The sequence below is a fragment of the Helicobacter pylori genome (assembly GCF_014497725.1).
In the GTDB taxonomy this organism is placed as follows: domain Bacteria; phylum Campylobacterota; class Campylobacteria; order Campylobacterales; family Helicobacteraceae; genus Helicobacter; species Helicobacter pylori_DE.
In genome coordinates, this window is record NZ_JACTGF010000002.1 from 311,979 (window position 1) to 332,592 (window position 20,614).

Annotated in this window: 24 protein-coding genes and 1 tRNA gene; 11 read left to right on the plus strand and 14 right to left on the minus strand. The window is 38.5% G+C overall.

Translation table 11 applies throughout. From position 1 onward, the window contains the following. Positions 1-177 precede the first annotated feature (177 nt). The 3 genes from pyrG to H7N69_RS03405 are packed head-to-tail and all read left to right on the plus strand — an operon-like array spanning position 178 to position 4,234. Complete coding sequence (pyrG, locus tag H7N69_RS03395) at positions 178-1,794, plus strand: glutamine hydrolyzing CTP synthase (protein WP_100975237.1); 1,617 nt, start codon at positions 178-180, stop codon at positions 1,792-1,794. Positions 1,795-1,802: 8 nt separating this feature from the next. Then, entirely contained in the window at positions 1,803-3,353 is a 1,551-nt protein-coding gene (gene recJ / locus H7N69_RS03400; RefSeq protein ID WP_187884799.1) for a single-stranded-DNA-specific exonuclease RecJ, read from the plus strand. Beyond that, positions 3,353-4,234, plus strand: a complete 882-nt coding sequence (locus H7N69_RS03405) for an RluA family pseudouridine synthase (protein WP_187884800.1) — start codon at positions 3,353-3,355, stop codon at positions 4,232-4,234. Before recJ ends, H7N69_RS03405 begins: the two co-directional genes overlap by 1 nt. Before the next feature lie 210 nt (positions 4,235-4,444). On the opposite strand, the gene H7N69_RS03410 is transcribed toward H7N69_RS03405, so the two are convergent. The 9 genes from H7N69_RS03410 to H7N69_RS03450 form a co-directional block, all read right to left on the minus strand. After that, positions 4,445-5,005: a hypothetical protein gene (locus H7N69_RS03410; RefSeq protein WP_187884801.1), complete on the minus strand. Its 561-nt coding sequence runs from the start codon at positions 5,003-5,005 to the stop codon at positions 4,445-4,447. Continuing rightward, on the minus strand, positions 4,989-5,327 hold the full coding sequence (locus H7N69_RS03415; protein WP_000699922.1) for a hypothetical protein: 339 nt from the start codon (positions 5,325-5,327) through the stop codon (positions 4,989-4,991). Before H7N69_RS03415 ends, H7N69_RS03410 begins: the two co-directional genes overlap by 17 nt. Positions 5,328-5,513: 186 nt before the next feature. Then, entirely contained in the window at positions 5,514-5,873 is a 360-nt protein-coding gene (locus H7N69_RS03420) for a tetratricopeptide repeat protein (protein ID WP_232260176.1), read from the minus strand. Between the two features lie 129 nt (positions 5,874-6,002). Continuing rightward, positions 6,003-6,407: a Holliday junction resolvase RuvX gene (ruvX, locus tag H7N69_RS03425; protein ID WP_187884802.1), complete on the minus strand. Its 405-nt coding sequence runs from the start codon at positions 6,405-6,407 to the stop codon at positions 6,003-6,005. After that, complete coding sequence (dprA, locus tag H7N69_RS03430) at positions 6,404-7,204, minus strand: DNA-processing protein DprA (protein ID WP_187884803.1); 801 nt, start codon at positions 7,202-7,204, stop codon at positions 6,404-6,406. Before dprA ends, ruvX begins: the two co-directional genes overlap by 4 nt. 6 nt (positions 7,205-7,210) lie before the next feature. Further along, on the minus strand, positions 7,211-7,444 hold the full coding sequence (minE, locus tag H7N69_RS03435) for a cell division topological specificity factor MinE (protein ID WP_000051430.1): 234 nt from the start codon (positions 7,442-7,444) through the stop codon (positions 7,211-7,213). Beyond that, positions 7,441-8,247 (minus strand): septum site-determining protein MinD, encoded by an 807-nt coding sequence (gene minD / locus H7N69_RS03440; protein WP_001019048.1) that lies wholly within the window; start codon positions 8,245-8,247, stop codon positions 7,441-7,443. The genes minE and minD overlap by 4 nt, the downstream gene beginning before the upstream one ends. Before the next feature lie 23 nt (positions 8,248-8,270). After that, positions 8,271-9,263 carry a ketol-acid reductoisomerase gene (gene ilvC, locus H7N69_RS03445; RefSeq protein ID WP_187884804.1) on the minus strand — a complete coding sequence of 331 codons (993 nt, stop codon included), beginning with the start codon at positions 9,261-9,263 and terminating at the stop codon, positions 8,271-8,273. 87 nt (positions 9,264-9,350) lie between these two features. Then, positions 9,351-9,427: transfer RNA gene (locus H7N69_RS03450), tRNA-Arg, on the minus strand. Positions 9,428-9,511: 84 nt separating this feature from the next. On the opposite strand from H7N69_RS03450, the gene H7N69_RS03455 reads away from it, so the two are divergent. Both H7N69_RS03455 and H7N69_RS03460 read left to right on the plus strand, forming a co-directional pair. Continuing rightward, on the plus strand, positions 9,512-10,294 hold the full coding sequence (locus H7N69_RS03455) for an NAD+ synthase (RefSeq protein ID WP_097680779.1): 783 nt from the start codon (positions 9,512-9,514) through the stop codon (positions 10,292-10,294). Further along, on the plus strand, positions 10,291-11,229 hold the full coding sequence (locus H7N69_RS03460; protein WP_187884805.1) for a tetraacyldisaccharide 4'-kinase: 939 nt from the start codon (positions 10,291-10,293) through the stop codon (positions 11,227-11,229). Before H7N69_RS03455 ends, H7N69_RS03460 begins: the two co-directional genes overlap by 4 nt. On the opposite strand, the gene pseH is transcribed toward H7N69_RS03460, so the two are convergent. Genes pseH through flgH form a run of 4 tightly spaced genes read right to left on the minus strand, consistent with a single transcriptional unit; the run spans position 11,162 to position 13,984 of the window. After that, positions 11,162-11,704 (minus strand): UDP-4-amino-4,6-dideoxy-N-acetyl-beta-L-altrosamine N-acetyltransferase, encoded by a 543-nt coding sequence (gene pseH, locus H7N69_RS03465; RefSeq protein ID WP_187884806.1) that lies wholly within the window; start codon positions 11,702-11,704, stop codon positions 11,162-11,164. The genes H7N69_RS03460 and pseH overlap by 68 nt on opposite strands. Continuing rightward, positions 11,701-12,573 carry a CMP-N-acetylneuraminic acid synthetase gene (locus H7N69_RS03470; protein ID WP_232260177.1) on the minus strand — a complete coding sequence of 291 codons (873 nt, stop codon included), beginning with the start codon at positions 12,571-12,573 and terminating at the stop codon, positions 11,701-11,703. Before H7N69_RS03470 ends, pseH begins: the two co-directional genes overlap by 4 nt. Beyond that, the gene (gene pseF / locus H7N69_RS03475) at positions 12,564-13,247 is read right to left on the minus strand and encodes a pseudaminic acid cytidylyltransferase (RefSeq protein ID WP_187884807.1); all 684 of its coding nucleotides are present in this window, start codon (positions 13,245-13,247) and stop codon (positions 12,564-12,566) included. The genes H7N69_RS03470 and pseF overlap by 10 nt, the downstream gene beginning before the upstream one ends. 23 nt (positions 13,248-13,270) lie before the next feature. Then, positions 13,271-13,984 carry a flagellar basal body L-ring protein FlgH gene (gene flgH, locus H7N69_RS03480; protein WP_187884808.1) on the minus strand — a complete coding sequence of 238 codons (714 nt, stop codon included), beginning with the start codon at positions 13,982-13,984 and terminating at the stop codon, positions 13,271-13,273. 131 nt (positions 13,985-14,115) lie between these two features. Between flgH and H7N69_RS03485 the strand changes: the two genes are divergently transcribed. After that, on the plus strand, positions 14,116-14,853 hold the full coding sequence (locus H7N69_RS03485; RefSeq protein ID WP_187884821.1) for an outer membrane protein: 738 nt from the start codon (positions 14,116-14,118) through the stop codon (positions 14,851-14,853). 7 nt (positions 14,854-14,860) lie between these two features. Here the strand turns inward: H7N69_RS03485 and H7N69_RS03490 are convergent, their stop codons facing one another. Next, positions 14,861-15,403 (minus strand): phospholipase D-like domain-containing protein, encoded by a 543-nt coding sequence (locus H7N69_RS03490; RefSeq protein ID WP_187884809.1) that lies wholly within the window; start codon positions 15,401-15,403, stop codon positions 14,861-14,863. Positions 15,404-15,544: 141 nt separating this feature from the next. Between H7N69_RS03490 and H7N69_RS03495 the strand changes: the two genes are divergently transcribed. From H7N69_RS03495 to H7N69_RS03515, 5 genes are all read left to right on the plus strand, one after another. After that, entirely contained in the window at positions 15,545-16,972 is a 1,428-nt protein-coding gene (locus tag H7N69_RS03495) for a hypothetical protein (RefSeq protein ID WP_187884810.1), read from the plus strand. Next, entirely contained in the window at positions 16,965-17,585 is a 621-nt protein-coding gene (gene gmk / locus H7N69_RS03500; protein ID WP_079305032.1) for a guanylate kinase, read from the plus strand. Before H7N69_RS03495 ends, gmk begins: the two co-directional genes overlap by 8 nt. Before the next feature lie 70 nt (positions 17,586-17,655). Beyond that, entirely contained in the window at positions 17,656-17,895 is a 240-nt protein-coding gene (gene tatA, locus H7N69_RS03505; protein WP_000508590.1) for a twin-arginine translocase TatA/TatE family subunit, read from the plus strand. A 2-nt stretch (positions 17,896-17,897) separates the two neighbouring features. Further along, complete coding sequence (gene argS / locus H7N69_RS03510; protein WP_187884811.1) at positions 17,898-19,523, plus strand: arginine--tRNA ligase; 1,626 nt, start codon at positions 17,898-17,900, stop codon at positions 19,521-19,523. Between the two features lie 59 nt (positions 19,524-19,582). After that, the gene (locus tag H7N69_RS03515) at positions 19,583-20,338 is read left to right on the plus strand and encodes a HugZ family heme oxygenase (protein ID WP_187884812.1); all 756 of its coding nucleotides are present in this window, start codon (positions 19,583-19,585) and stop codon (positions 20,336-20,338) included. Positions 20,339-20,614: the final 276 nt, after the last annotated feature.

Below are 20,614 nucleotides of genomic sequence, written 5' to 3' on the forward strand. Positions count from 1 at the left end.
AGACAATGAAGTTTAAACACATAAAAGCTTTTCATTTTAATCAAACCTAGCTAATAAGAAACTGAAATTGTTTTTTTTTTTTTTGAAATCGCTTTAATTTTTACCCTCTTTTAAAGCTTTTTAACCCTTTTTAGACTACAATTTTAAGAAGTAAAAATCAAAGGAACGCAATAACTTATGGATAGAGCCAAATTTATATTCGTTACAGGGGGCGTGTTAAGCTCTCTAGGGAAAGGGATTTCATCTTCTTCAATCGCTACGCTTTTACAGCATTGCAATTATCAGGTTTCCATTTTGAAGATTGATCCTTATATTAATATTGATCCAGGCACCATGAGCCCTTTAGAGCATGGGGAAGTGTTTGTAACAAGCGATGGCGCTGAAACGGATTTAGACATCGGGCATTATGAACGCTTTTTGAACAGGAATTTAACGAGGTTGAACAATTTCACTACCGGGCAGATTTTTTCAAGCGTGATAGAAAACGAAAGGAAAGGGGAATATTTAGGCAAGACCATTCAAATCGTCCCCCATGTAACCGATGAAATCAAAAGGCGCATTAAAAGCGCGGCTAAGGGGTTGGATTTTTTAATCGTGGAAGTGGGCGGAACCGTGGGCGATATGGAGGGCATGTTTTATTTGGAAGCGATCCGCCAGCTTAAACTGGAATTAGGGAATGAAAAAGTCATCAATGTGCATGTAACCTTGATCCCCTATATCCAAACCACTAACGAACTAAAAACCAAACCCACGCAACACTCCGTCCAGGAATTAAGGCGCCTTGGTGTAACCCCTCAAATCATTTTGGCGCGATCGCCTAAGCCTTTGGATAAAGAATTGAAAAAGAAAATCGCTTTGAGTTGCGATGTGGAGCAAGACAGCGTGATTGTGGCCACAGACACTAAGAGCATTTACGCATGCCCTATTCTTTTCTTGCAAGAAGGCATTTTGACCCCCATTGCCAGACGCTTTAACTTGAATAAATTGCACCCCAAAATGGCGGCTTGGAACACTTTAGTAGAAAAGATTATCGCTCCTAAACACAAGGTCAAAATTGGTTTTGTAGGCAAGTATTTAAGCTTAAAAGAATCTTATAAATCCTTGATTGAAGCCCTAATCCATGCGGGTGCGCATTTGGATGTGCAAGTCAATATTGAATGGCTAGATAGCGAGAATTTTAATGAAAAGACCGATTTAGAGGGCGTTGATGCGATTCTAGTGCCTGGGGGCTTTGGAGAAAGGGGGATTGAGGGCAAAATTTGCGCCATTCAAAGAGCAAGGTTAGAAAAACTCCCCTTTTTAGGGATTTGTTTGGGCATGCAATTAGCGATCGTTGAATTTTGTCGCAATGTTTTGGGTTTAAAAGGGGCTAACTCTACGGAGTTTAACCAACGCTGCGAATACCCTGTGGTGTATTTGATTGAAGATTTTATGGATCAAAACCACCAAAAACAGGTGCGTACCTATAATTCGCCTTTAGGAGGCACCATGCGATTAGGGGAATACGAATGCGAAATCGTGCCAAATAGCTTGTTAGAAAAAGCTTATAAAAAGCCTAGCATTAAAGAAAGGCACCGCCATCGTTATGAAATCAACCCCAAATACCGCCAAGAGTGGGAAAATAAGGGCTTGAAAGTGGTGGGCTTTGGAGCGAATCATTTGATAGAAGCGATTGAGTTAGAAGATCACCCGTTCTTTGTGGGGGTGCAATTCCACCCGGAATTCACCTCCAGGCTGCAAAGCCCTAACCCTATTATTTTGGATTTCATTAAGAGCGCTCTTCATAAATCCTAATCTAAAAAATGAAACAAAAGCTTAAAGCTCAAATCAAAGAGCGAGTGGCTTCTATCGCTTATAGTGAAAAAGGGTTTCCTAGCCCCTTTTTATTTAAAGACTTGAAAAAAGCCGCGCTCAAAATCATAGAAGCCATGCGTGCAAACACAGAAATTTTAGTGGTGGGCGATTATGACGCTGACGGCGTGATTAGCTCTGCTATCATGGCAAAATTCTTTAAAAGTTTAGATTACAAGCATGTTCGCGTTGCAATCCCTAATCGCTTCATGGATGGCTATGGGATTTCTAAAAAATTTTTAGAAAAACACCACGCCCCTTTAATCATCACGGTGGATAACGGGATTAACGCCTTTGAAGCCGCGCGATTTTGCAAAGAAAAAAATTACACCCTTATCATTACGGATCACCATTGCTTAAATAATGATGAAGTCCCAGACGCTTATGCGGTGATCAACCCCAAGCAACCGGATTGTGATTTTATCCAAAAGGAAGTGTGCGGGGCGTTGGTGGCGTTTTATTTGTGCTATGGTATCCACCAACTTTTAGGCAAAGAAAAAAGCCATTCTAGTGAGTTGTTGTGTTTAGCGGGCGTGGCGACTATTGCTGATATGATGCCTTTGACTTTTTTTAACCGCTTTTTAGTTTCTAAAGCCTTGTATTTTTTGCAAAAAGAATCCTTAGGGGCGATGGGGTTTTTGCGCCAAAGAGAAGTTTTTAGAAAACGCTCTTTAAAAGCGAGCGATATTTCTTTTAATATCGCCCCTTTAATCAACTCCGCAGGGCGCATGCAAGACGCTAAAATGGCTTTAGATTTTTTAAACGCGAATAATTTTCAAGATGGCTATTCTTTGTATGAACGCTTGAAAGCATGCAATTTGAAGCGTAAAATGATCCAACAGCAGGTTTTTGAAGAGGCTTTTAAGCATGCGATGGTTGGAGAAAAAATTATCGTCGCTTTTAAGGATAATTGGCATGAGGGCGTGCTGGGGATTGTGGCTTCAAAATTAGTGGAAGCCACTCAAAAGCCAAGCCTGGTTTTTACCTTTAAAGAAGGGGTGTATAAAGGGAGCGCTCGTAGCTCTCCAAATATTGATCTCATTGACGCTTTGAATGGGGTTTCTTCTTTGTTGCTCGGCTATGGGGGGCATAGGCAAGCTTGCGGATTGAGCGTTGGAAAAAACAATATCGTCTCGCTCTTTGAAACTTTAGAAAATTTTGATTTTAAAGTCTTACCTTTTTGTGAAACAGAGCCCCCTTTAACGCTCAAATTAAAAGACATTGACAGAGAGCTTTTAGAGATTATAGAAATGGGCGAACCTTATGGGCAAGAAAACCCTGAGCCTTTATTCCAAGCACAAAATTTAGAAGTCATAGAAGAAAAAATCATTAAAGAAAGCCACCAGGTTTTGCGTTTTAAGGATAAAGAATGCGTCAAAGAGGCTATTTATTTTAACGCTGAGCGGTTTTTGAAAGCGGGCGAAAAGGTGAGCGTGCTTTTTAGCGTGGAATTAGATGAGTATTCTAATGAGCCTAAAATGTTTGTTAAAAGTTTGTTGTAGTGCCTTTTGTTGAAGAAGAATTTGAAATTTTAAAACCCACCAAAGCCTTGTTTTTGGTGCGCGACGTTTTAAAATGCTCTCTAAAAGAAGCCCAACGGCACCTTGACAAACAACGCCTAAAACAAAACCAACAAGCCGTGCGTAAATCTCAAATCATTCAAGGGGTCATTCGCTTGATTTATTTCAAGCCTAATGAAAAACAAGAAAAGCTTGTTTTTGAGACTAAGGATTTTGGCGTGTTTGACAAACCCCATCAAGTCTATACCCACCCTAAAGGCTATTTTTACCATGAAAGCTTATTAGATTGCATCCAATCGCATTTGGGCAAAAACGCCCACCCAGCCCACAGACTGGACTATGAAACGAGCGGGTTGGTTTTAGCAGGCAAGACTTTACAAAGCACTAAGGATTTAAAAGCGCTTTTCATGCAAAAAAAAGTGAAAAAAACTTATTTGGCGCTAACGCATGGGTTGGTGGATAAAAGTATCATCATAAATAAGCCCATTCTAACGCCACAAAACATTCAAAAAGATTTGCGCATTCGATCTAAAATTTCTCCCTTGGGTAAGCCTTCAATCACGCTTGTTGAGCCTTTAAGCTATAACCCTTTTTTGGATATAAGCTTACTCAAAATCACCCCGCTCACCGGGCGCACGCACCAGATCCGCTTGCATTTAAGCAGTATAAATCACAGGATCGTGGGCGAGGGGCTTTATGGGGTGGCCGATGAAGAAGCGAGAGGATACCTTCAATTGAAGCGCGAAAATCACGCCCCAACCCTCATGCTCCATGCCGCTAGTTTAGAATTTGAATTTAAAGGGGCACATTATAAAATCGCTTCTCCCATGCCCAAACGCTTCATGCCTTTTTTAAAAGATTGATCCCTTTTTTATTGATTATCCCCTGATTGCTTTTATTGATTATTTTTTGATTATTTTTTGATTATTTTTTGATTATTTATTGATTATTTATTGATTATTTATTGATTATTTATTGATTATTTATTGATTATTTTTTGATTATTTTTTGATTATTTATTGATTATTTTTATTGGGGGGTTTTTTTGATTAAGGTTTCCTATACGCCTTTTTTTAATCCCCCTTATCCTTTCTAGCTTTCAATTCCTCTTGTTTTTTAAGAATCATTTCTTCGGTAATACTAGAAAGCTTGTCTTTATGGTTTTTGTTATTAGAATCTTCTTTATGGTGGAACTCTTCTTGTTTTTTTGAAATGATTTCTTCAGCAGTGTCAGAGAGTTTTTCTGCATTTTTGGTGTCTTTGCGGTTGGAGCGGTTTTTTAAATTCTCTCTGATTTGCCTTTTTCTTTGAATGAGCGCAAACATTTTTTGGCTGAATTGGTAGCATTTACGCGCACTTATGACAATCACGCCCCACTTGATCAGTAAAGCGATTAAAAGCCAAATAAAAGAGCTAGAAGTGTCCAATAAAAACTGGCGCACATCGCTATACACCCAAATATCCACTAAAATAACCAACAAAGTGATCAAAATAGAAAACGCAATGCTTTTAAACCTAAAAAGCCATGCCACTATCACAAACCCTCTCGTGTGCCTGTGGGCTAACAGCCAGTGCTCATTCTTTTCGCTAAAAAAATTCATTAAACCAGAAATCACGCTATTTTTCTTGTTCATTGTCGCCCTTTTCCCAAACTTCTTTAAAATGCTTGGTGGTTTTTTCTTGTTTTTCTTTCAATTCTTTAGCGTGGATTTGCTCTAACAACCTTTTTTCTTCAGCTTCAAACATGATTTTTAATTCTTCTTCATTAAAATCGCTCAGTTGCATGTTCTCTTTTATCAAGCGTTTTTCTACGATTTTAACCGCTTGCTCCCTGATTTTTTGAGATTTTTCTTTAAAAAGTGCTCGTTTGGTTTTTTGAAACGCTTCATTAGAATTTTTGTGGATCGTTTGTTTGCAAAAATCTAAAAAATCCCTAACTTGATGCATGATTTTCATTATTATCCGTTTTTAAAGAGTTTTTAAAACTAATGATCCCTAAAAGAATACCAAAAAAAGATTAAAACTCCCTAGTAAAAATATTTTCTTAAAAGAATAGGGAGCGTTTTGGCGATGTTCTAACCCCCTAAAATAGGGCTTTTGTGGGATAGTTTCTAGGTGAGACTATCGCATGCTTTTTGTCCCTTATTTTTCTTTGAGCGCCTCGCATGCTTCTTGATCTCCTAATTTGCAGGCTTTAGAGATATATTGATCGGCTTTTGTTAAGTTTTTTTCCACCCCTTGACCATTAATATAAAGCACCGCTAAAGCACCACACCCAAAACTCTCTTTTAACTCGCATGCTTTAGAATAAAAATAAGCGGCTTTTGTTAAGTCTTTTTGCACTACCTGACCATTTTGATATAACACCCCCAAATTACTACACCCCCCACCATTATTCAAATCGCATGCTTTTTCAAAATATTTTTTAGCTTTAATGTAATCTTTCGCTTTGTTACTCTCTACGCCCAAATTAAAAAGCTCTTCAGGGTTTGGCTCCGCCATTAACCCCCCCCAATAAACACACAACACAAACACAAAACCCTAAAAATGGCTTTTTTGAAATTTTCCAGCATGACGCTTCTCCCTTTATTAAAAAATTTAGACTTTATTATAATCAAATTGCAATCAGATCTAATGATTTTTTAAAACCTGCTGGCAATAGCGCTCTAAAATCCTGCAAGCGCTCAAAGAGTCTAACCGGCCGTCTTTGATAGCGAGCCGCTTGTTTTTCCTACCCAAATGCTCTAAATTTTCATAAGCTTCTATGCTAGAATTATCTTCATTAATAAAAACGATTTCGCCCTTAAAATCTACAAGCTTGATAAAATGCTCAATGCGGGCGTTCGTATCCGCATAGCTTTCATTGGGCTTGCCCACCACTAGCACTTGAATGTTTTTTTCTCTCAATAAATCGCTCAAATCCCTAGAGGCCTGATTCCTGTTGTGGCGTAAAATCGCTTCTAAAGGCAAGATAACGCCGTTTAAAAACGCAGCGATGCCAATGCGTTTTAACCCCACATCGCATGCCAAAATCACGCTAACACCACAATATGATTGATGCGCTTAATCTTACCCAACAGCTCGTATTCTAAAAGCTTATCCCCAAATTTGAGATACGCCTCTTCATAGCTAGGGTTTTTGGCACAATATTCTAAAAATTCATCTTTCATTTCAGGCATTTCTTTTAAATGGTAGTCTTTTAAAAGGGTATTTATAAAATTTTGAATATTAAATATCCCTTGAGCCTGCCCTTTTTCTAAAAGCTCATTAGTGCCATCGCTCTCATTTAAGCGCTGAGGTAAAACAAACAAGGGTTTTTGGTATTTTTGGGCTAGTCTTGCGCTGCTCATAGAGCCGCTTTTTAAATCCGCTTGGGGGATAATCACCGCATCGCTTAAAGCGATCACCAGGCGGTTTCTGGCTAAAAAAGAGCCTTTAATGGGCATGAAATCCTTTTCATATTCGCTTAAAATCAAGCCCTTTTGCGCGATTTCTTGGATCACTTTATGGTTGTTTGTAGGATAGATGAAATCCAAACTGCAAGGCGAAAGCATGATCGTTGTTGGTAAGGCGTTTTCTTGAGCGATAATATCCACGCCTAACGCTCCCCCGCTCACAATAACCGCGCCATTTTTAGCAAGCTCTCTGGCTAGAGTGATGGTGTGTTGCTTGCTGTAAGGGGTGGGTCTTCTTGTGCCGATGATAGCCACTTTTAAAGGCGCTTCTAAAAGCTTGGTATCGCCCACACAATAGAGCTTTTTAGGGGGGTCTTTGAGCATGTCAAAGGCTTTAGGGATATTCTCTAGCGCGCTGTATTGGAAATGGCTTTTCATTTCAAACTATTTAGGCAGTATGATCTCCACTTCAATCGTTTCCACGCTCTGGTTGCTATCAAGAGTTTTGAAATGGATGTCTGAAGATTTAGTGTATTTTTGAATAACGGCAATGATTTCTTTACGCATTTCTTCCATGTAGGGTAAATTTAAGGTGCGCTCTTTGGCTAGAATCAATTTTAATCTATCGGTTGCAGTAGCCGCGCTCCCTTTGGTTTTAAAAAAATCAAACAAACTCATGAAAATATCCCTTTTAACGCGCTAAAAAAGCCTCTTTTAGCCTTAAATTCCACGTATTCCACTTCTTCGCCTAAAATCCGTCTGGTGATGCGTTGGTAAGCCTTCGCGCTCTCGCAATCCGTGCGAATCACCGGCTCGCCCTTATTGGTCGCTGAAATAATATGGTGATCTTCTGGAATGATCCCAATTAAAGGCAAACATAAAATCTTAAGCACTTCTTCTATAGGAATCATCTCGCCATTTGCCACTAATTCAGGTTTTAAGCGATTGATGATCAAATGCTTATGCACTTCTTCGCCCCTTTTGGCCCGATTAGACTTCGCGTCAATAATGCCAATCACTCTGTCGCTATCCCTTAAGGAACTCACTTCCGGCGTTACCACCACTAACGCCATGTCCGCATGCAAAATCGCATGCTCAAAGCCGCTTTCAATCCCAGCCGGTGAGTCAATCAAAATATAGTCAAAATCCGCCCTTAAAGCGTTGATTAAAATCGCTACTTTTTCCTTATCTAAAATATTTTTATCCTTGCTTTGTGAGGCCGCTAAAAAAGAAAGGTTTTTCGTCTTTTTATCCGTGATTAAAGCCTGCGAAAGGTTGCAATTTTTTTCCATCACATCCACCACATCATAAACAATGCGATTTTCTAAGCCTAAAATCATGTCCAAGTTCCTAAGGCCTATGTCAAAATCAACCGCTACGACTTTTTTACCGCTCTCAGCCAAGCCGATCGCTAAATTAGCCGTGGTGGTGCTTTTACCCACGCCCCCCTTACCTGAAGTGATAGTAACTACTATTGCCATATGATTCCTTTTAATTTAATGATTTATTTTTTATGATTGAATGGGGCGCGTAAAATTTCCCCAATTTGTTCTATTTTAGTCTCTTTAAGGGCTTTTCTTTCTGTGTTTAACCTGGGGTAATTCAAGCTCTTTTCCAGTAAAAAATCCTTAGCGAATGAGCCGTTTTGAATCTTTTTTAAGATTTTTTGCATGCGTTTTTCCAACAGATTTCCCATAGGCTCTCTAGCTTTAATCGCCCCAAATTCAGCGGTGTTAGAAATGTGTTTCCTTAAGCCCTCTACCCCCTTATAATGCAATAAATCCGCCACCAATTTCACTTCATGCACGCATTCAAAATAGGCTAATTCTTCAGGGTATCCTGCCTTAATTAAAGTTTCAAACCCCATTCTCACAACCGCTTCTAACCCTCCGCACAAAACCGCTTGCTCGCCGAATAAATCGCTCTCGCATTCTTCTTTAAAGCTCGTTTCTAAAACCCCCATTCTCCCTCCGCCCATCGCTTTAGCGTAGCTTAAAGCCACCGCTTTAGCATTGTATTTTGAACTTTCTTGCTCTATGGCGATCAAATGGTATAAGCCCCTATTTTTAAGGTATTCTTCTCTTAAAGCACTCCCAGGCCCTTTTGGCGCGACTAAAATCGCGCCCACGCCTTTTGGAAGAATAACCTGATTGAAATGCACGCTAAAACCATGAGCAAAGCCTATAATTTGCCCCTCTTTTAAAAAAGGGATCACTTCTTTTTCTAACACTTCCTTATGCAATTCATCTGGGAGTAGTGCCATGATCACATCCGATTGTTGGACTAATTCTTTGACTCCTAGCACCTCAAAGCCCTCTTTTTTTGCCTTTGAAACGCTCAAACTCCCTTGATACAAGCCAATACGCACCCTTACTTTAGAGTCCCTTAAATTGAGCGCTTGGGCTTCTCCTTGCGCGCCATAGCCAATAACGCCCACTTGTAAGGATTGGATAACGCCTAAATCAATGTCTTTATCATAATAAACGGGTAATGCCAAAATCAAATCTCCTAGCGTGTTTAAGCAAGTATTTATTTTACCATAATGGGAGCGATAATGTTTAAAAACATGCAGAATGTTAAGAAATGGTGTGCTCGGAGGGATTCAAACCCCCGACCTACAGGACCGCAACCTGTTGCTCTATTCAGCTGAGCTACGAGCACTTTTAAAGAAGTGAAACGATGATTATAGCAAGAAAAGCTAATTTTTCACTTAAACGATGCGTTTTTTCTATTATAATTTAAGGCATGCAAAAAGATTACCAAAAACTCATCGCTTATCTATGCGATTTTTTAGAAAAAGAAGTTCAAAAAAAAGGCTTTAAAAAAGTCGTTTACGGGCTGAGTGGGGGGCTGGATAGTGCGGTCGTTGGGGTGCTGTGTCAAAAGGTTTTTAAAGAAAACGCCCATGCCCTTTTAATGCCCTCTTCAGTCTCTATGCCAGAAAGTAAAACAGACGCTTTAACTTTGTGCGAAAAATTTTCTATCCCTTATACAGAATATTCTATCGCTCCCTATGATAAAATTTTTGGCTCTCATTTTAAAGATGCAAGCCTTACTAGAAAGGGGAATTTTTGCGCAAGATTGCGCATGGCTTTTTTATACGACTATTCTTTAAAAAGCGATTCTTTAGTCATTGGCACGAGCAATAAAAGCGAAAGAATGCTGGGCTATGGCACTTTATTTGGGGATTTGGCGTGCGCGATTAACCCGATTGGGGAATTATTTAAAACCGAAGTTTATGAACTCGCTTATTATTTAAATATCCCCAAAAAGATTTTAAATAAGCCCCCTAGCGCAGATTTATTTGTAGGGCAAAGCGATGAACAAGATTTAGGCTATCCTTATAGCGTGATTGATCCTTTATTGAAAGATATTGAAGCGTTGTTTCAAACAAAGCCCATCCATTTAGAAACGCTCACTCAATTAGGCTATGATGAAATTTTAGTGAAAAACATCACAAGCCGTATCCAAAAAAACGCTTTTAAATTAGAATTACCCACCATCGCTAAACGATTTAACCCTGAATGAAAAGCGATAAACCCTTTTTAGAACGCTATTTTTATGATCCCACTCTTTTGCAAAAGGGGTTGATTTTCGCGCTCTATCCTTTTTCTTTGATCTATCAAGGCATCGCCACCCTTAAACGAAGAATCGCTAAAAAACATGATTTTAAAATCCCCCTTATCAGCATAGGCAATCTCATCGCTGGGGGAAGCGGTAAAACGCCCTTTATTTTAGAGATCGCTCCAAGATACCAAGAAGTGGCGGTTGTCTCTAGGGGGTACCAACGGGATTCTAAAGGTTTAGTGGTGGTGAGCGTTAAAGGAAACATTTTAGTTCCTCAAAAAACGGCGGGCGATGAAGCCTATCTTTTGGCCTTAAATTTAAAACAAGCGAGCGTGATTGTGAGCGAAAAAAGAGAGCTAGGCGTTTTAAAAGCCCTTGAATTAGGGGCAAAGATTGTGTTTTTAGACGATGGTTTTAGGTTTAATTTCAACCAATTCAATGCGCTTTTAAAGCCTAAAGTCCCCCCCTACTACCCTTTTTGCTTGCCTAGTGGGTTGTATAGAGAAAGTATTAAAAGCTATAAAGAAGCCCATTTAGTCGTTACAGAAGATAAGGATTATCAAAGAATCACCTCTATCACTAACCCCACCAAGTGCATGCTTTTAGTAACGGCTATCGCTAACCCTAGCAGGCTTGATGCGTTTTTACCCAAAGAAGTGGTTAAAAAATTGTATTTTAGAGACCATGCCCCTTTTGATTTGGAGCTTTTAGAAAAAGAGTTTTATCAAAATAACGCCACTTCCTTATTGGTTACTTCAAAAGATCTCGTCAAATTACAAGATTGCAACTTGCCTTTAAGCGTGTTGGATTTAAAACTAGAAATTTGCCCTAAAGTTTTAGAAAAAATTGATCGTTATATCCTTTCTTATCCTTGTAATACAAAAGAACGTCTATAAATTCCTTATCTTTAGAGATAAAGCCTTTCAAACGCCCCTCTAACTCATAATGGTTTTTTTCATAAAAAGCGATCGCTTTGAAATTGTTTTCCATCACTTCCAAGTGCAAAGAATGTAATTGGAACTCTTCAAAAGCGATGCGTTCTAAAGCTTTTAAAATAGTCCCCCCCTTATTTTTCAAAAAAGGGTTTTTATAAATCCCCAAATACCCATGCTTATGAAAAAAATTGATTTTAGTGATAGAGCCAACCCCTAAATAAACGCCCTCTTCTTTAAACAAAAAATAGCGGTGGCTAGGCGAATTTTTGAGATCTTCTATGAATTGCAAATGCGTTTTTAAAGAAATATTAGCGCTATACATCCATAAGGCAGTGTTTGGGTGGTTGCGAAACTCTAAAACCAACAGCTTTTCTTCATCGTTTAACTGGGTAAAATCAATCGCTTGGATATTTTTATAAGAATAATTTTTTTTCAAATTTCTAAAAACTCCCTCAATGCGCCCTCTAGCTCACTCCCAAAGGCTAGGGTTTTTGCCCAAGCTTGATTTTTTTGAATTTGTAATTTTTCAAAATCTTTAGCTAGAGTTTTTAAGCTCGTTTGCTTGAAAATACCCAAACTTTCAAATTCCTTGCTTTGAACGATCTGATTAGAAGCGATGGGAAGGATAAGAGAGAGCGTTTGAGAAAGGGCTAATTCATAGAGGGTTTGACCAGAAGCGCTAATAGCGCAAGCACAAAATTTCATCAAAGAACTGAACTCTAAAGGGCTTAAAGGGCTGTAATAGCGCGCGTTTTTGGGAGGATTTTTAGGCGTATAAGGTGAAATGATATGCAAATTCACGTTCTTATTTTCTAAAATTTTGACTATCTCTTTGAGCGTTTTTTGCTCGCTCCCTCCTAGAGTGATCAGCACTTCTTTATTTTCCGTATTGATAGGGCGCTCATAAACAAAACGAATATCAACAGGGTAAAACCCCACCCCCAAATAATACTGATAATCTTTTGATAAATGATGGTAGTGTTTTAAAGCGTTCAGCGTGAAATTCATGATCTTAGTGTTTTTAGGGTAAAACCCCTTAGCATGCTCTTCATCTTCTATCACCATAAGGCTTTTGGCTTTTTCTTTTAAAAGATAAAAATCTTTTGAATTTAAACAATAGCTGTCTGCAATCAACAAATCATCATTGCCAACGCCCTCTAAAAAAGCGCTTATATCATTTTGCTTGTGTAAATAAAGGCTCGCTTCAACCCCTAATCTTTCTATAAAAGAAAGGATTTTTTCACAACGCCTCACATGCCCTAAACCGCTTGTTACAAACGCATCGCACAAAATTTTTACTGGCATGCGTTTTTCAAACGGCTGTATTTGAGCTTGGCTAATTCTAAATCTTCTAAAGTGTCAATGTCTTGGACTTCTAGGGGCGATAATTCTAAAGCGATAGAATTTGGACTAAAAATAGGCCGCATTTCTTTGAAGGCTTGAGCCTTCCCCATATAAAGCAACCCTGCGTCATGATAGAGCGTTTTTAAATCTTGTGTGCGCGTGTTTGAATGCTCTTTAAAAGCCATTTGAACGCCGTTTTCAAGGCTAAAAGAACGATAGGGCGAAGCGCTAAAGGGAGAGCATGTGAAAACATAATCCGTATTTTCTTTTAAAATTTCAAAAGCGTTTCTTAAATGTTTTTCTTGTAAAAATACTGAAGCGCCATACAAACAACACGCTATATCTTCATCTTTTAATTCTAATTCTTTCATGTGATAGGCCATCACTTCTAAAGTCGTGGTCCTGTCGTCCGCTAAATTTTTAGGGCGCAAATTCAAAAAACTCGCCCCATAATTTTTAGCCAAATTCACATACTCCATGCTATCGCTAGAGATAAACACCTTTTCAAAAAGCTTGGAATTTAGCGCCACTTCAATAGGGTAAGCGAGCATGGGTTTATTGAAAAAATCAATGATATTTTTATTCTTGATCCTTTTACTGGAACTTCTGGCTAAAACAATAGCGATCGCTCTCATGCTAGGCTTTCAAACGCTCTTTATTAATAAGGCATTTGGGTTTCCATCGCATCAGCAGCGAATTTCTTTTTATTGGAATCGCTCAAATGCCCTAAATTCGTGTATTCAATCTTAGCGTCGGCTAAAAACTTGGATTGGATAGTGTTATTCCTTTCAATATCATAAGGGCGGATCACCCCACTCACCTTAAGGATTTGCTTTTCCCCATCCACTAGCACTTCCTTATTCCCATAGATGAAATAATTCCCGTTTTCTAGCACTTTAATGATGCGAGCGCTCAACACGATCTCTAAATCTTCGCTCTTTTTTTGCGAGCCACCGCCTTTAAAATTCGTGTTATTGCTGGATTTAGTAAAATTGTAATTATTCTTATCGTCTAAATACTCCGCTTCTTTTTTCTTTCTTTCATCTAGCCCGTTATAAGTGAGCCTTGGTGGCGTGGAATTACCCCCTGAAGCGCTTTTATAATCTTTAGAGCTAGAATAATTCGCGCTCGCTTTTTCAGAGACAATGATTGTGATCAAATCGTTAGGCTTCATCGCCCTCCTGTCCGCAAATAAAGGGCGTTCACCCTGCCCAAACAAACTCCCCAACTTGTTCAATTCAGGGATAAATTCTTTAGAGGGGGTTTCTTCTACATAATTAGGAGGGTTAAAATCAATTTTTGGCTCATTGGCTGATGCTATGCTGAATGCAACGCTAAACGCAACAGCCCCTAAATAAAGCGCTTTTTTCATCCACTAGCCTTACTTTTGAGTTATTTTAAGCCCTAAATTATACTCTCTTATAAAGAATAAATGCTTAATTTTGAGCAAGTTGTTGTAAAATTTAGATCTTTATAATGAAACTTAACTTGCAGGAGATGAAATTGAGAACCTTGTTAAAAATGTTAGTTAGCGCAAGCTTACTGACACACGCCTTAGTAGCTAAAGAAGAAAGTGCAGCGCCTTCTTGGACAAAAAATTTGTATATGGGAGTCAATTACCAAACAGGTTCTATCAATTTAATGACTAATATCCATGAAGTTAGAGAAGTGACTAGCTATCAAACCGGTTACACCAATGTAATGACTAGCGTTAATAGCGTTAAAAAGCTCACCAACATGGGATCTAATGGGATTGGCTTAGTCATGGGCTATAACCACTTTTTCCATCCGGATAAAATCTTGGGCTTGCGCTATTTTGCTTTTTTAGATTGGCAAGGCTATGGCATGAGATACCCTAAAGGCTATTATGGCGGCAATAACATGATCACTTATGGCGTGGGCGTGGATGCGATATGGAATTTCTTCCAAGGGAGTTTCTATCAAGATGATATTGGCGTGGATATTGGCGTTTTTGGGGGGATTGCGATTGCGGGGAATAGCTGGTATATTGGCAATAAAGGGCAGGAATTATTAGGCATCACTAACAGCAGAGCGGTTGATAACACCTCTTTTCAATTCCTATTCAACTTTGGCCTCAAGGCTTTATTTGTAGATGAACATGAATTTGAAATCGGTTTTAAATTCCCCACCATTAATAACAAATACTACACCACTGATGCACTCAAGGTTCAAATGCGTAGGGTCTTTGCCTTTTATGTGGGGTATAATTACCACTTCTAAAGGGCTTTTAAAACCCAACGCAACTTCCTAACATCTTTTGGTAGTAACTCTTGGCTTTGAGGATCGTCTCTGTGTCATCGGTTTTTAGAAGCACTTCATAATTGTTTTCAAAAGCGTTTTTGCTCCAATTCGCTGAGCCTAAAAACACGATCTTATCATCAATGATCGCCACTTTTTGGTGCATAATGCCGTAATAATTCCCGTTTTTAGCCTTAAGCCCTTTCAATAAGCACACTTTCGTGTTAGGGTATTTGTCCAAATAGCCGATAGTGGATTGCTTGTTATTATGATTGCTTTCATAATCATAAATGATTTGCACCTTAATCCCCCTACTCGCTACGCTTTTAATCGCTCTTGCAATATCTCTGTGCGTGAAACTATAGATAGCGATTTTCACGCTCTCTCTGGCGTTACTAATGCCAGAAACTAAAGAATTGAGAGCGTCTTTTTGCTCATAAGGTAAGACAAATAAGCTGTTTTTAGCTTGCAAAACCCCTAAACAGCCTACTAACACACCCGCGCTAACGATTTTTTTAAACTTGTTTAACATCAAATGATCCTTATTTTAAATTACACTCATGATAAAAACAACCAACCAAGTGGATTTTTGATTATAATAAAAGATTTAAAAAAAGCGATAAAAATTGATAGGCTTAAAGAAGCGTTTCTTATCAAATAAGGAGTCCCTAAAATGAAAATGATTCTATTCAACCAAAACCCCATGATCACAAAGCTGCTTGAGAGTGTTTCTAAGAAATTAGAATTGTCTATGGAAGATTTTAACCGCTATCAAGAGCTATCCGCACACCTTAAAAAAGATCCAGAATGGATTTTGATAGCCGATGATGAATGTTTGGAGAAACTAGACCAAGTGGATTGGCTAGAATTAAAAGAAATCATCTCTCAAAATAAAAACAGCGTGTGCATGTATAAAAAGGGCAATGAAGCGCAGCCCTTTTTAGAGGGCTTTGAGATGAAAATCAAAAAACCTTTTTTACCCACTGAAATGTTGAAAGTCCTTCAAAAAAAGCTTGGTTCTAACGCAAGCGAGCTAGAGCCTAGCCAGAATTTAGACCCAACTCAAGAAGTTTTAGAAACCAATTGGGACGAGTTAGAAAGTTTAGGCGATTTAGAGGCCCTAGCCAAAGAAGAGCCTAATAATGAAGAGCAGTTACTCCCCACTTTAGATGCGCAAGAAGAAAAAGAAGAGATTAAAGAAACGCCCCAAGAAGAAGAAAAAGAAGAGATTAAAGAAACGCCCCAAGAAGAAGAAAAAGAAGAGATTAAAGAAATGCCCCAAGAAGAAGAAAAGCCTAAAGATGATGAAACGCAAGAGGGTGAAACTCTCAAAGATAAAGAAGTTTCTAAAGAGTTGGAAACGCAAGAAGAAGTTAAAGAAGAAACGCAAGAGCAAACCAAAGAACAAGAGCCAATCAGAGAAGAAACGCAAGAAATTAAAGAAGAAAAACAAGAAAAAACGCAAGATTCCCCAAGCGCGCAAGAATTAGAGGCCATGCAAGAATTAGTCAAAGAAATCCAAGAAAACTCTAACGGCCAAGAGAATAAAGAAAAAACGCAAGAAAGCGCAGAAGCTCTCCAAGAAACCCAAGCACACGAGTTAGAAAAACAAGAAATCGCAGAAACACCGCAAGAATTAGAAATCCCCCAAGCGCAAGAAAAAGAAACCCCGCAAGAAGAAACCCAAGAAAAAGAAACACCCAAAGATGAAAGCATGCAAGAAAGTGCACAAAATTTACAAGATAAAGAAACCCCCCAAGAAGATCATTACGAAAATATTGAAGACATTCCTGAGCCGGTGATGGCTAAAGCGATGGGGGAAGAATTGCCCTTTTTAAATGAAGCCGTTGCAAAAACCCCTAATAATGAAAACGCCACAGAAACCCCTAAAGAGAGTGTTACAGAAATCTCCAAGAATGAAAACGACACAGAAACCCCGCAAGAAAAAGAAGAAAGCGACAAAACTTCCAGCCCTCTAGAATTGCACTTAAACTTACAGGATTTATTAAAAAGCCTGAATCAAGAGTCCTTTAAAAGCCTTTTAGAAAACAAAACCTTAAACATTAAAATCACTTTAGAGGATAAAAAACCTAATGAATAACGATTTTAATTTACTCATCCTTTCAGGCCCTAGCGGAGCGGGTAAAAGCACCCTTACAAAGTATTTGCAAGAAAAAATCCCAAAAACCCATTTTTCCCTTTCCACCACCACGAGAAAACCCAGAGAGGGCGAAGTTGATGGCTTGCATTACAATTTTGTCAGCGAAGAAGAATTCAAACAAGGCATAGAAAAAGGGCAGTTTTTAGAATGGGCGATCGTGCATAACCACTACTATGGCACTTCTAAAATCCCTGTAGAAAAAGCCTTAAAAGAGGGCAAAATCGTCATTTTTGATATTGATGTGCAAGGGCATGAGATCCTTAAAAAGCATTACCCCAACGCATGCTCAGTCTTTATTAGCACCAAAAACCAAGAGATTTTAAAAGAGCGCTTGCTTTTAAGGGGGACGGATTCTAAAGAGACGATAGAAAAACGCTTGATCAACGCTTATAAAGAAATGCAGTGCTTGGAAAGCTTTGATTACCTCATTATCAATGAAGATTTAGAAAAATCCAAAGAAATCATCTTAAGCATCGCAAAAACTTTAGTTTATCGCTTAAAAGCGTTTAATTTTGAAAAAATATGCAAGGCCTGGAAAAACGAAACCCTATAAAACCTATCAATTATTTTTTAAAAAAGCTATAATTCAAATAAAAACCAACCAATAGATTAAGGAGTAAAATATGGGCGGATTCACAAGCATATGGCATTGGGTCATCGTTTTATTAGTGATTGTGTTGTTGTTTGGGGCTAAAAAGATCCCCGAATTGGCTAAGGGTTTGGGCAGTGGGATTAAGAATTTCAAAAAGGCCGTGAAAGACGATGAAGAAGAGGCTAAAAACGAGCCAAAAACCCTAGACGCTCAAGCAACGCAAACCAAGGTGCATGAAACTAGCGAGATTAAAAGCAAACAAGAAAGTTAAGCATGCACACTCTCATTAAGGGCGTTTTAGAAGAGATTTTAGAAGCTGAAGTCATTATTGAATACCCTAAAGACAGAGAGCATGGGCATTACGCTACGCCCATTGCTTTCAATCTCGCCAAAGTTTTTAAAAAATCGCCCTTAGTTATCGCTGAAGAGTTAGCCCTTAAAATCAGCACGCACGAAAAAACTCAAGGGTTTTTTGACAGCGTAGTGGCTTGTAAGGGCTATATCAATTTCACGCTTTCTTTAGATCTTTTAGAGCGTTTCACCCAAAAGGCTTTAGAATTAAAAGAACAATTTGGCTCTCAAATTAAAAGCGAACATTCTCAAAAAATCTTTTTAGAATTTGTGAGCGCTAACCCCACAGGGCCTTTACACATAGGGCATGCTAGAGGGGCGGTGTTTGGCGATAGTTTGGCTAAAATCGCTCGCTTTTTGGGGCATGAAGTTTTGTGCGAATATTATGTCAATGACATGGGATCTCAAATCCGCTTGTTAGGGCTTTCGGTATGGCTCGCTTACAAAGAACATGTTTTAAGAGAGAGCGTAACTTATCCGGAAGTTTTTTACAAAGGCGAATACATCATTGAAATCGCCAAAAAGGCGAGTAACGATTTAGAGCCAAGCCTTTTTAAAGAAAACGAAGAAACGATTATTGAAGTTTTGAGCGGCTACGCTAAAGATTTAATGCTTTTAGAAATTAAGGATAATTTAGACGCTTTAGGCATTCATTTTGATTCCTATGCGAGCGAAAAAGAAGTTTTTAAACATAAAAATGCGGTGTTTGAGCGATTAGAAAAAGCGAACGCCCTTTATGAAAAGGATTCTAAAATCTGGCTCAAATCCTCCCTATACCAAGATGAAAGCGATCGGGTGCTCATTAAAGAAGATAAGAGCTACACTTATCTAACCGGCGATATTGTCTATCATGATGAAAAATTCAAGCAAAATTACACCAAATATATCAACATTTGGGGGGCAGACCACCACGGCTATATCGCTAGAGTGAAAGCTAGCCTTGAGTTTTTGGGCCATGATTCCAACAAACTTGAAGTCTTACTCGCTCAAATGGTGCGCTTGCTCAAAGATAACGAGCCTTACAAAATGAGCAAAAGAGCGGGTAATTTTATTTTGATTAAAGATGTGATTGATGATGTGGGTAAAGACGCTTTGAGGTTTATTTTTTTAAGCAAACGGCTTGACACCCATTTAGAATTTGATGTCAATACTTTAAAAAAGCAAGACAGCTCAAACCCTATTTATTATATCTATTACGCTAATTCGCGCATCCACACCATGCTAGAAAAATCCCCCTTTTCTAAAGAAGAAATTTTGCAAACCCCTTTAAAAAATTTAAACGCTGAGGAAAAATACCTGCTTTTTAGCGCTTTAAGCTTGCCTAAAGCAATTGAATCCTCTTTTGAAGAATACGGCTTGCAAAAAATGTGCGAATACGCAAAAACCCTCGCCTCAGAATTCCACCGCTTCTATAACGCTGGCAAGATTTTAAACACCCCTAAAGCTAAAGAGCTTTTAAAGATTTGTTTAATGGTGAGCTTGAGTTTAAGTAACGCTTTCAAACTTTTAGGCATAGAGATAAAAACCAAAATTTCCGCTAAAGATTAAGCTAATATTTAATTTTTTGTTATAACATTCCCTTATTTTTTGGAATTAAGGAGAATATTATGCTTAATCGTATTATAGAACACATGAACGCTCACCATGTAGAAGACATGAAAGGTTTGTTGAAAAAATTCGGGCAAGTCCATCATACTGAAAATGTCGCCTTTAAAAGCGTGGATCCTCAAGGCGTTGTGATTGGTTACAATAACAATCAAACCTTAAGGATTGAATTTAACCACGAAGTCAAAGACCCCAAAGACTACAAAAACGCTATCATTGAATTGTGTCAAAGCGTAGAAAAAACCCATGATTTAAAAGGCGTGGAAGAAGAAGTTAAGGCTTTTAAAGAAAGCTTTGATTCTGTTTGTTTGGCGACCTTACACCCTAATGGGCATGTGGTATGCTCTTATGCGCCTTTAATGAGCGATGGCAAACAATACTACATTTATGTGAGCGAAGTGGCTGAACATTTTGCCGGCCTTAAAAACAACCCCCACAATGTGGAAGTGATGTTTTTAGAAGACGAGAGCAAGGCTAAATCAGCTATTTTGAGAAAACGCTTGCGTTATAAAACCAACGCTCGTTTTATTGAAAGAGGGGCGGAGTTTGACAAAGCGTTTGATTCTTTCATTGAAAAAACCGGCGGTGCTGGGGGCATTAAAACCATTCGTGCCATGCAAGATTTCCATTTGATCGCATTGGATTTCAAAGAAGGGCGTTTTGTGAAAGGCTTTGGTCAAGCTTATGATATTTTAGGCGATAAAATCGCTTATGTTGGGGATAAAGGCAACCCACACAATTTCGCTCACAAGAAATAAACTTTCTCGCTCATAAGGGGCAAACGCCCCAAAAGAGCGATTTTTAAAGAGGTTACGGCAAAATCAAGCTCTTTAGTATTTAATCTTAAAAAATACTAAAAGCCTTTTTATTAGGCTAACACCAAACAAAAAGCACCACAAAAAGCGCTAAAATCAAAAAAATGACAAAATTTTCCCCAAATGACAAAAAAAAAAAAAAAACGCTTTATGCTATAATACTCCAAATACATTCCAATGCAAATGCATTCTAATGCAAATGCGTTCCAATGTATAAAA

What these genes read in the sequence shown, in the direction of transcription:
- H7N69_RS03460 (WP_187884805.1), top strand. Translation starts at nt 10,291, where the DNA reads ATGAAAAGCGATAAACCCTTTTTAGAACGCTATTTTTATGATCCCACT.
- gmk (WP_079305032.1), top strand. Translation starts at nt 16,965, where the DNA reads ATGAATAACGATTTTAATTTACTCATCCTTTCAGGCCCTAGCGGAGCG.
- H7N69_RS03415 (WP_000699922.1), bottom strand. Translation starts at nt 5,327, where the DNA reads ATGAAAATCATGCATCAAGTTAGGGATTTTTTAGATTTTTGCAAACAA.
- H7N69_RS03420 (WP_232260176.1), bottom strand. Translation starts at nt 5,873, where the DNA reads ATGGCGGAGCCAAACCCTGAAGAGCTTTTTAATTTGGGCGTAGAGAGT.
- pseF (WP_187884807.1), bottom strand. Translation starts at nt 13,247, where the DNA reads ATGAGAGCGATCGCTATTGTTTTAGCCAGAAGTTCCAGTAAAAGGATC.
- H7N69_RS03470 (WP_232260177.1), bottom strand. Translation starts at nt 12,573, where the DNA reads ATGCCAGTAAAAATTTTGTGCGATGCGTTTGTAACAAGCGGTTTAGGG.
- H7N69_RS03495 (WP_187884810.1), top strand. Translation starts at nt 15,545, where the DNA reads ATGAAAATGATTCTATTCAACCAAAACCCCATGATCACAAAGCTGCTT.
- minD (WP_001019048.1), bottom strand. Translation starts at nt 8,247, where the DNA reads ATGGCAATAGTAGTTACTATCACTTCAGGTAAGGGGGGCGTGGGTAAA.
- pyrG (WP_100975237.1), top strand. Translation starts at nt 178, where the DNA reads ATGGATAGAGCCAAATTTATATTCGTTACAGGGGGCGTGTTAAGCTCT.
- recJ (WP_187884799.1), top strand. Translation starts at nt 1,803, where the DNA reads ATGAAACAAAAGCTTAAAGCTCAAATCAAAGAGCGAGTGGCTTCTATC.
- H7N69_RS03515 (WP_187884812.1), top strand. Translation starts at nt 19,583, where the DNA reads ATGCTTAATCGTATTATAGAACACATGAACGCTCACCATGTAGAAGAC.
- argS (WP_187884811.1), top strand. Translation starts at nt 17,898, where the DNA reads ATGCACACTCTCATTAAGGGCGTTTTAGAAGAGATTTTAGAAGCTGAA.
- flgH (WP_187884808.1), bottom strand. Translation starts at nt 13,984, where the DNA reads ATGAAAAAAGCGCTTTATTTAGGGGCTGTTGCGTTTAGCGTTGCATTC.
- H7N69_RS03455 (WP_097680779.1), top strand. Translation starts at nt 9,512, where the DNA reads ATGCAAAAAGATTACCAAAAACTCATCGCTTATCTATGCGATTTTTTA.
- minE (WP_000051430.1), bottom strand. Translation starts at nt 7,444, where the DNA reads ATGAGTTTGTTTGATTTTTTTAAAACCAAAGGGAGCGCGGCTACTGCA.
- tatA (WP_000508590.1), top strand. Translation starts at nt 17,656, where the DNA reads ATGGGCGGATTCACAAGCATATGGCATTGGGTCATCGTTTTATTAGTG.
- H7N69_RS03490 (WP_187884809.1), bottom strand. Translation starts at nt 15,403, where the DNA reads ATGTTAAACAAGTTTAAAAAAATCGTTAGCGCGGGTGTGTTAGTAGGC.
- dprA (WP_187884803.1), bottom strand. Translation starts at nt 7,204, where the DNA reads ATGAAAAGCCATTTCCAATACAGCGCGCTAGAGAATATCCCTAAAGCC.
- H7N69_RS03410 (WP_187884801.1), bottom strand. Translation starts at nt 5,005, where the DNA reads ATGAACAAGAAAAATAGCGTGATTTCTGGTTTAATGAATTTTTTTAGC.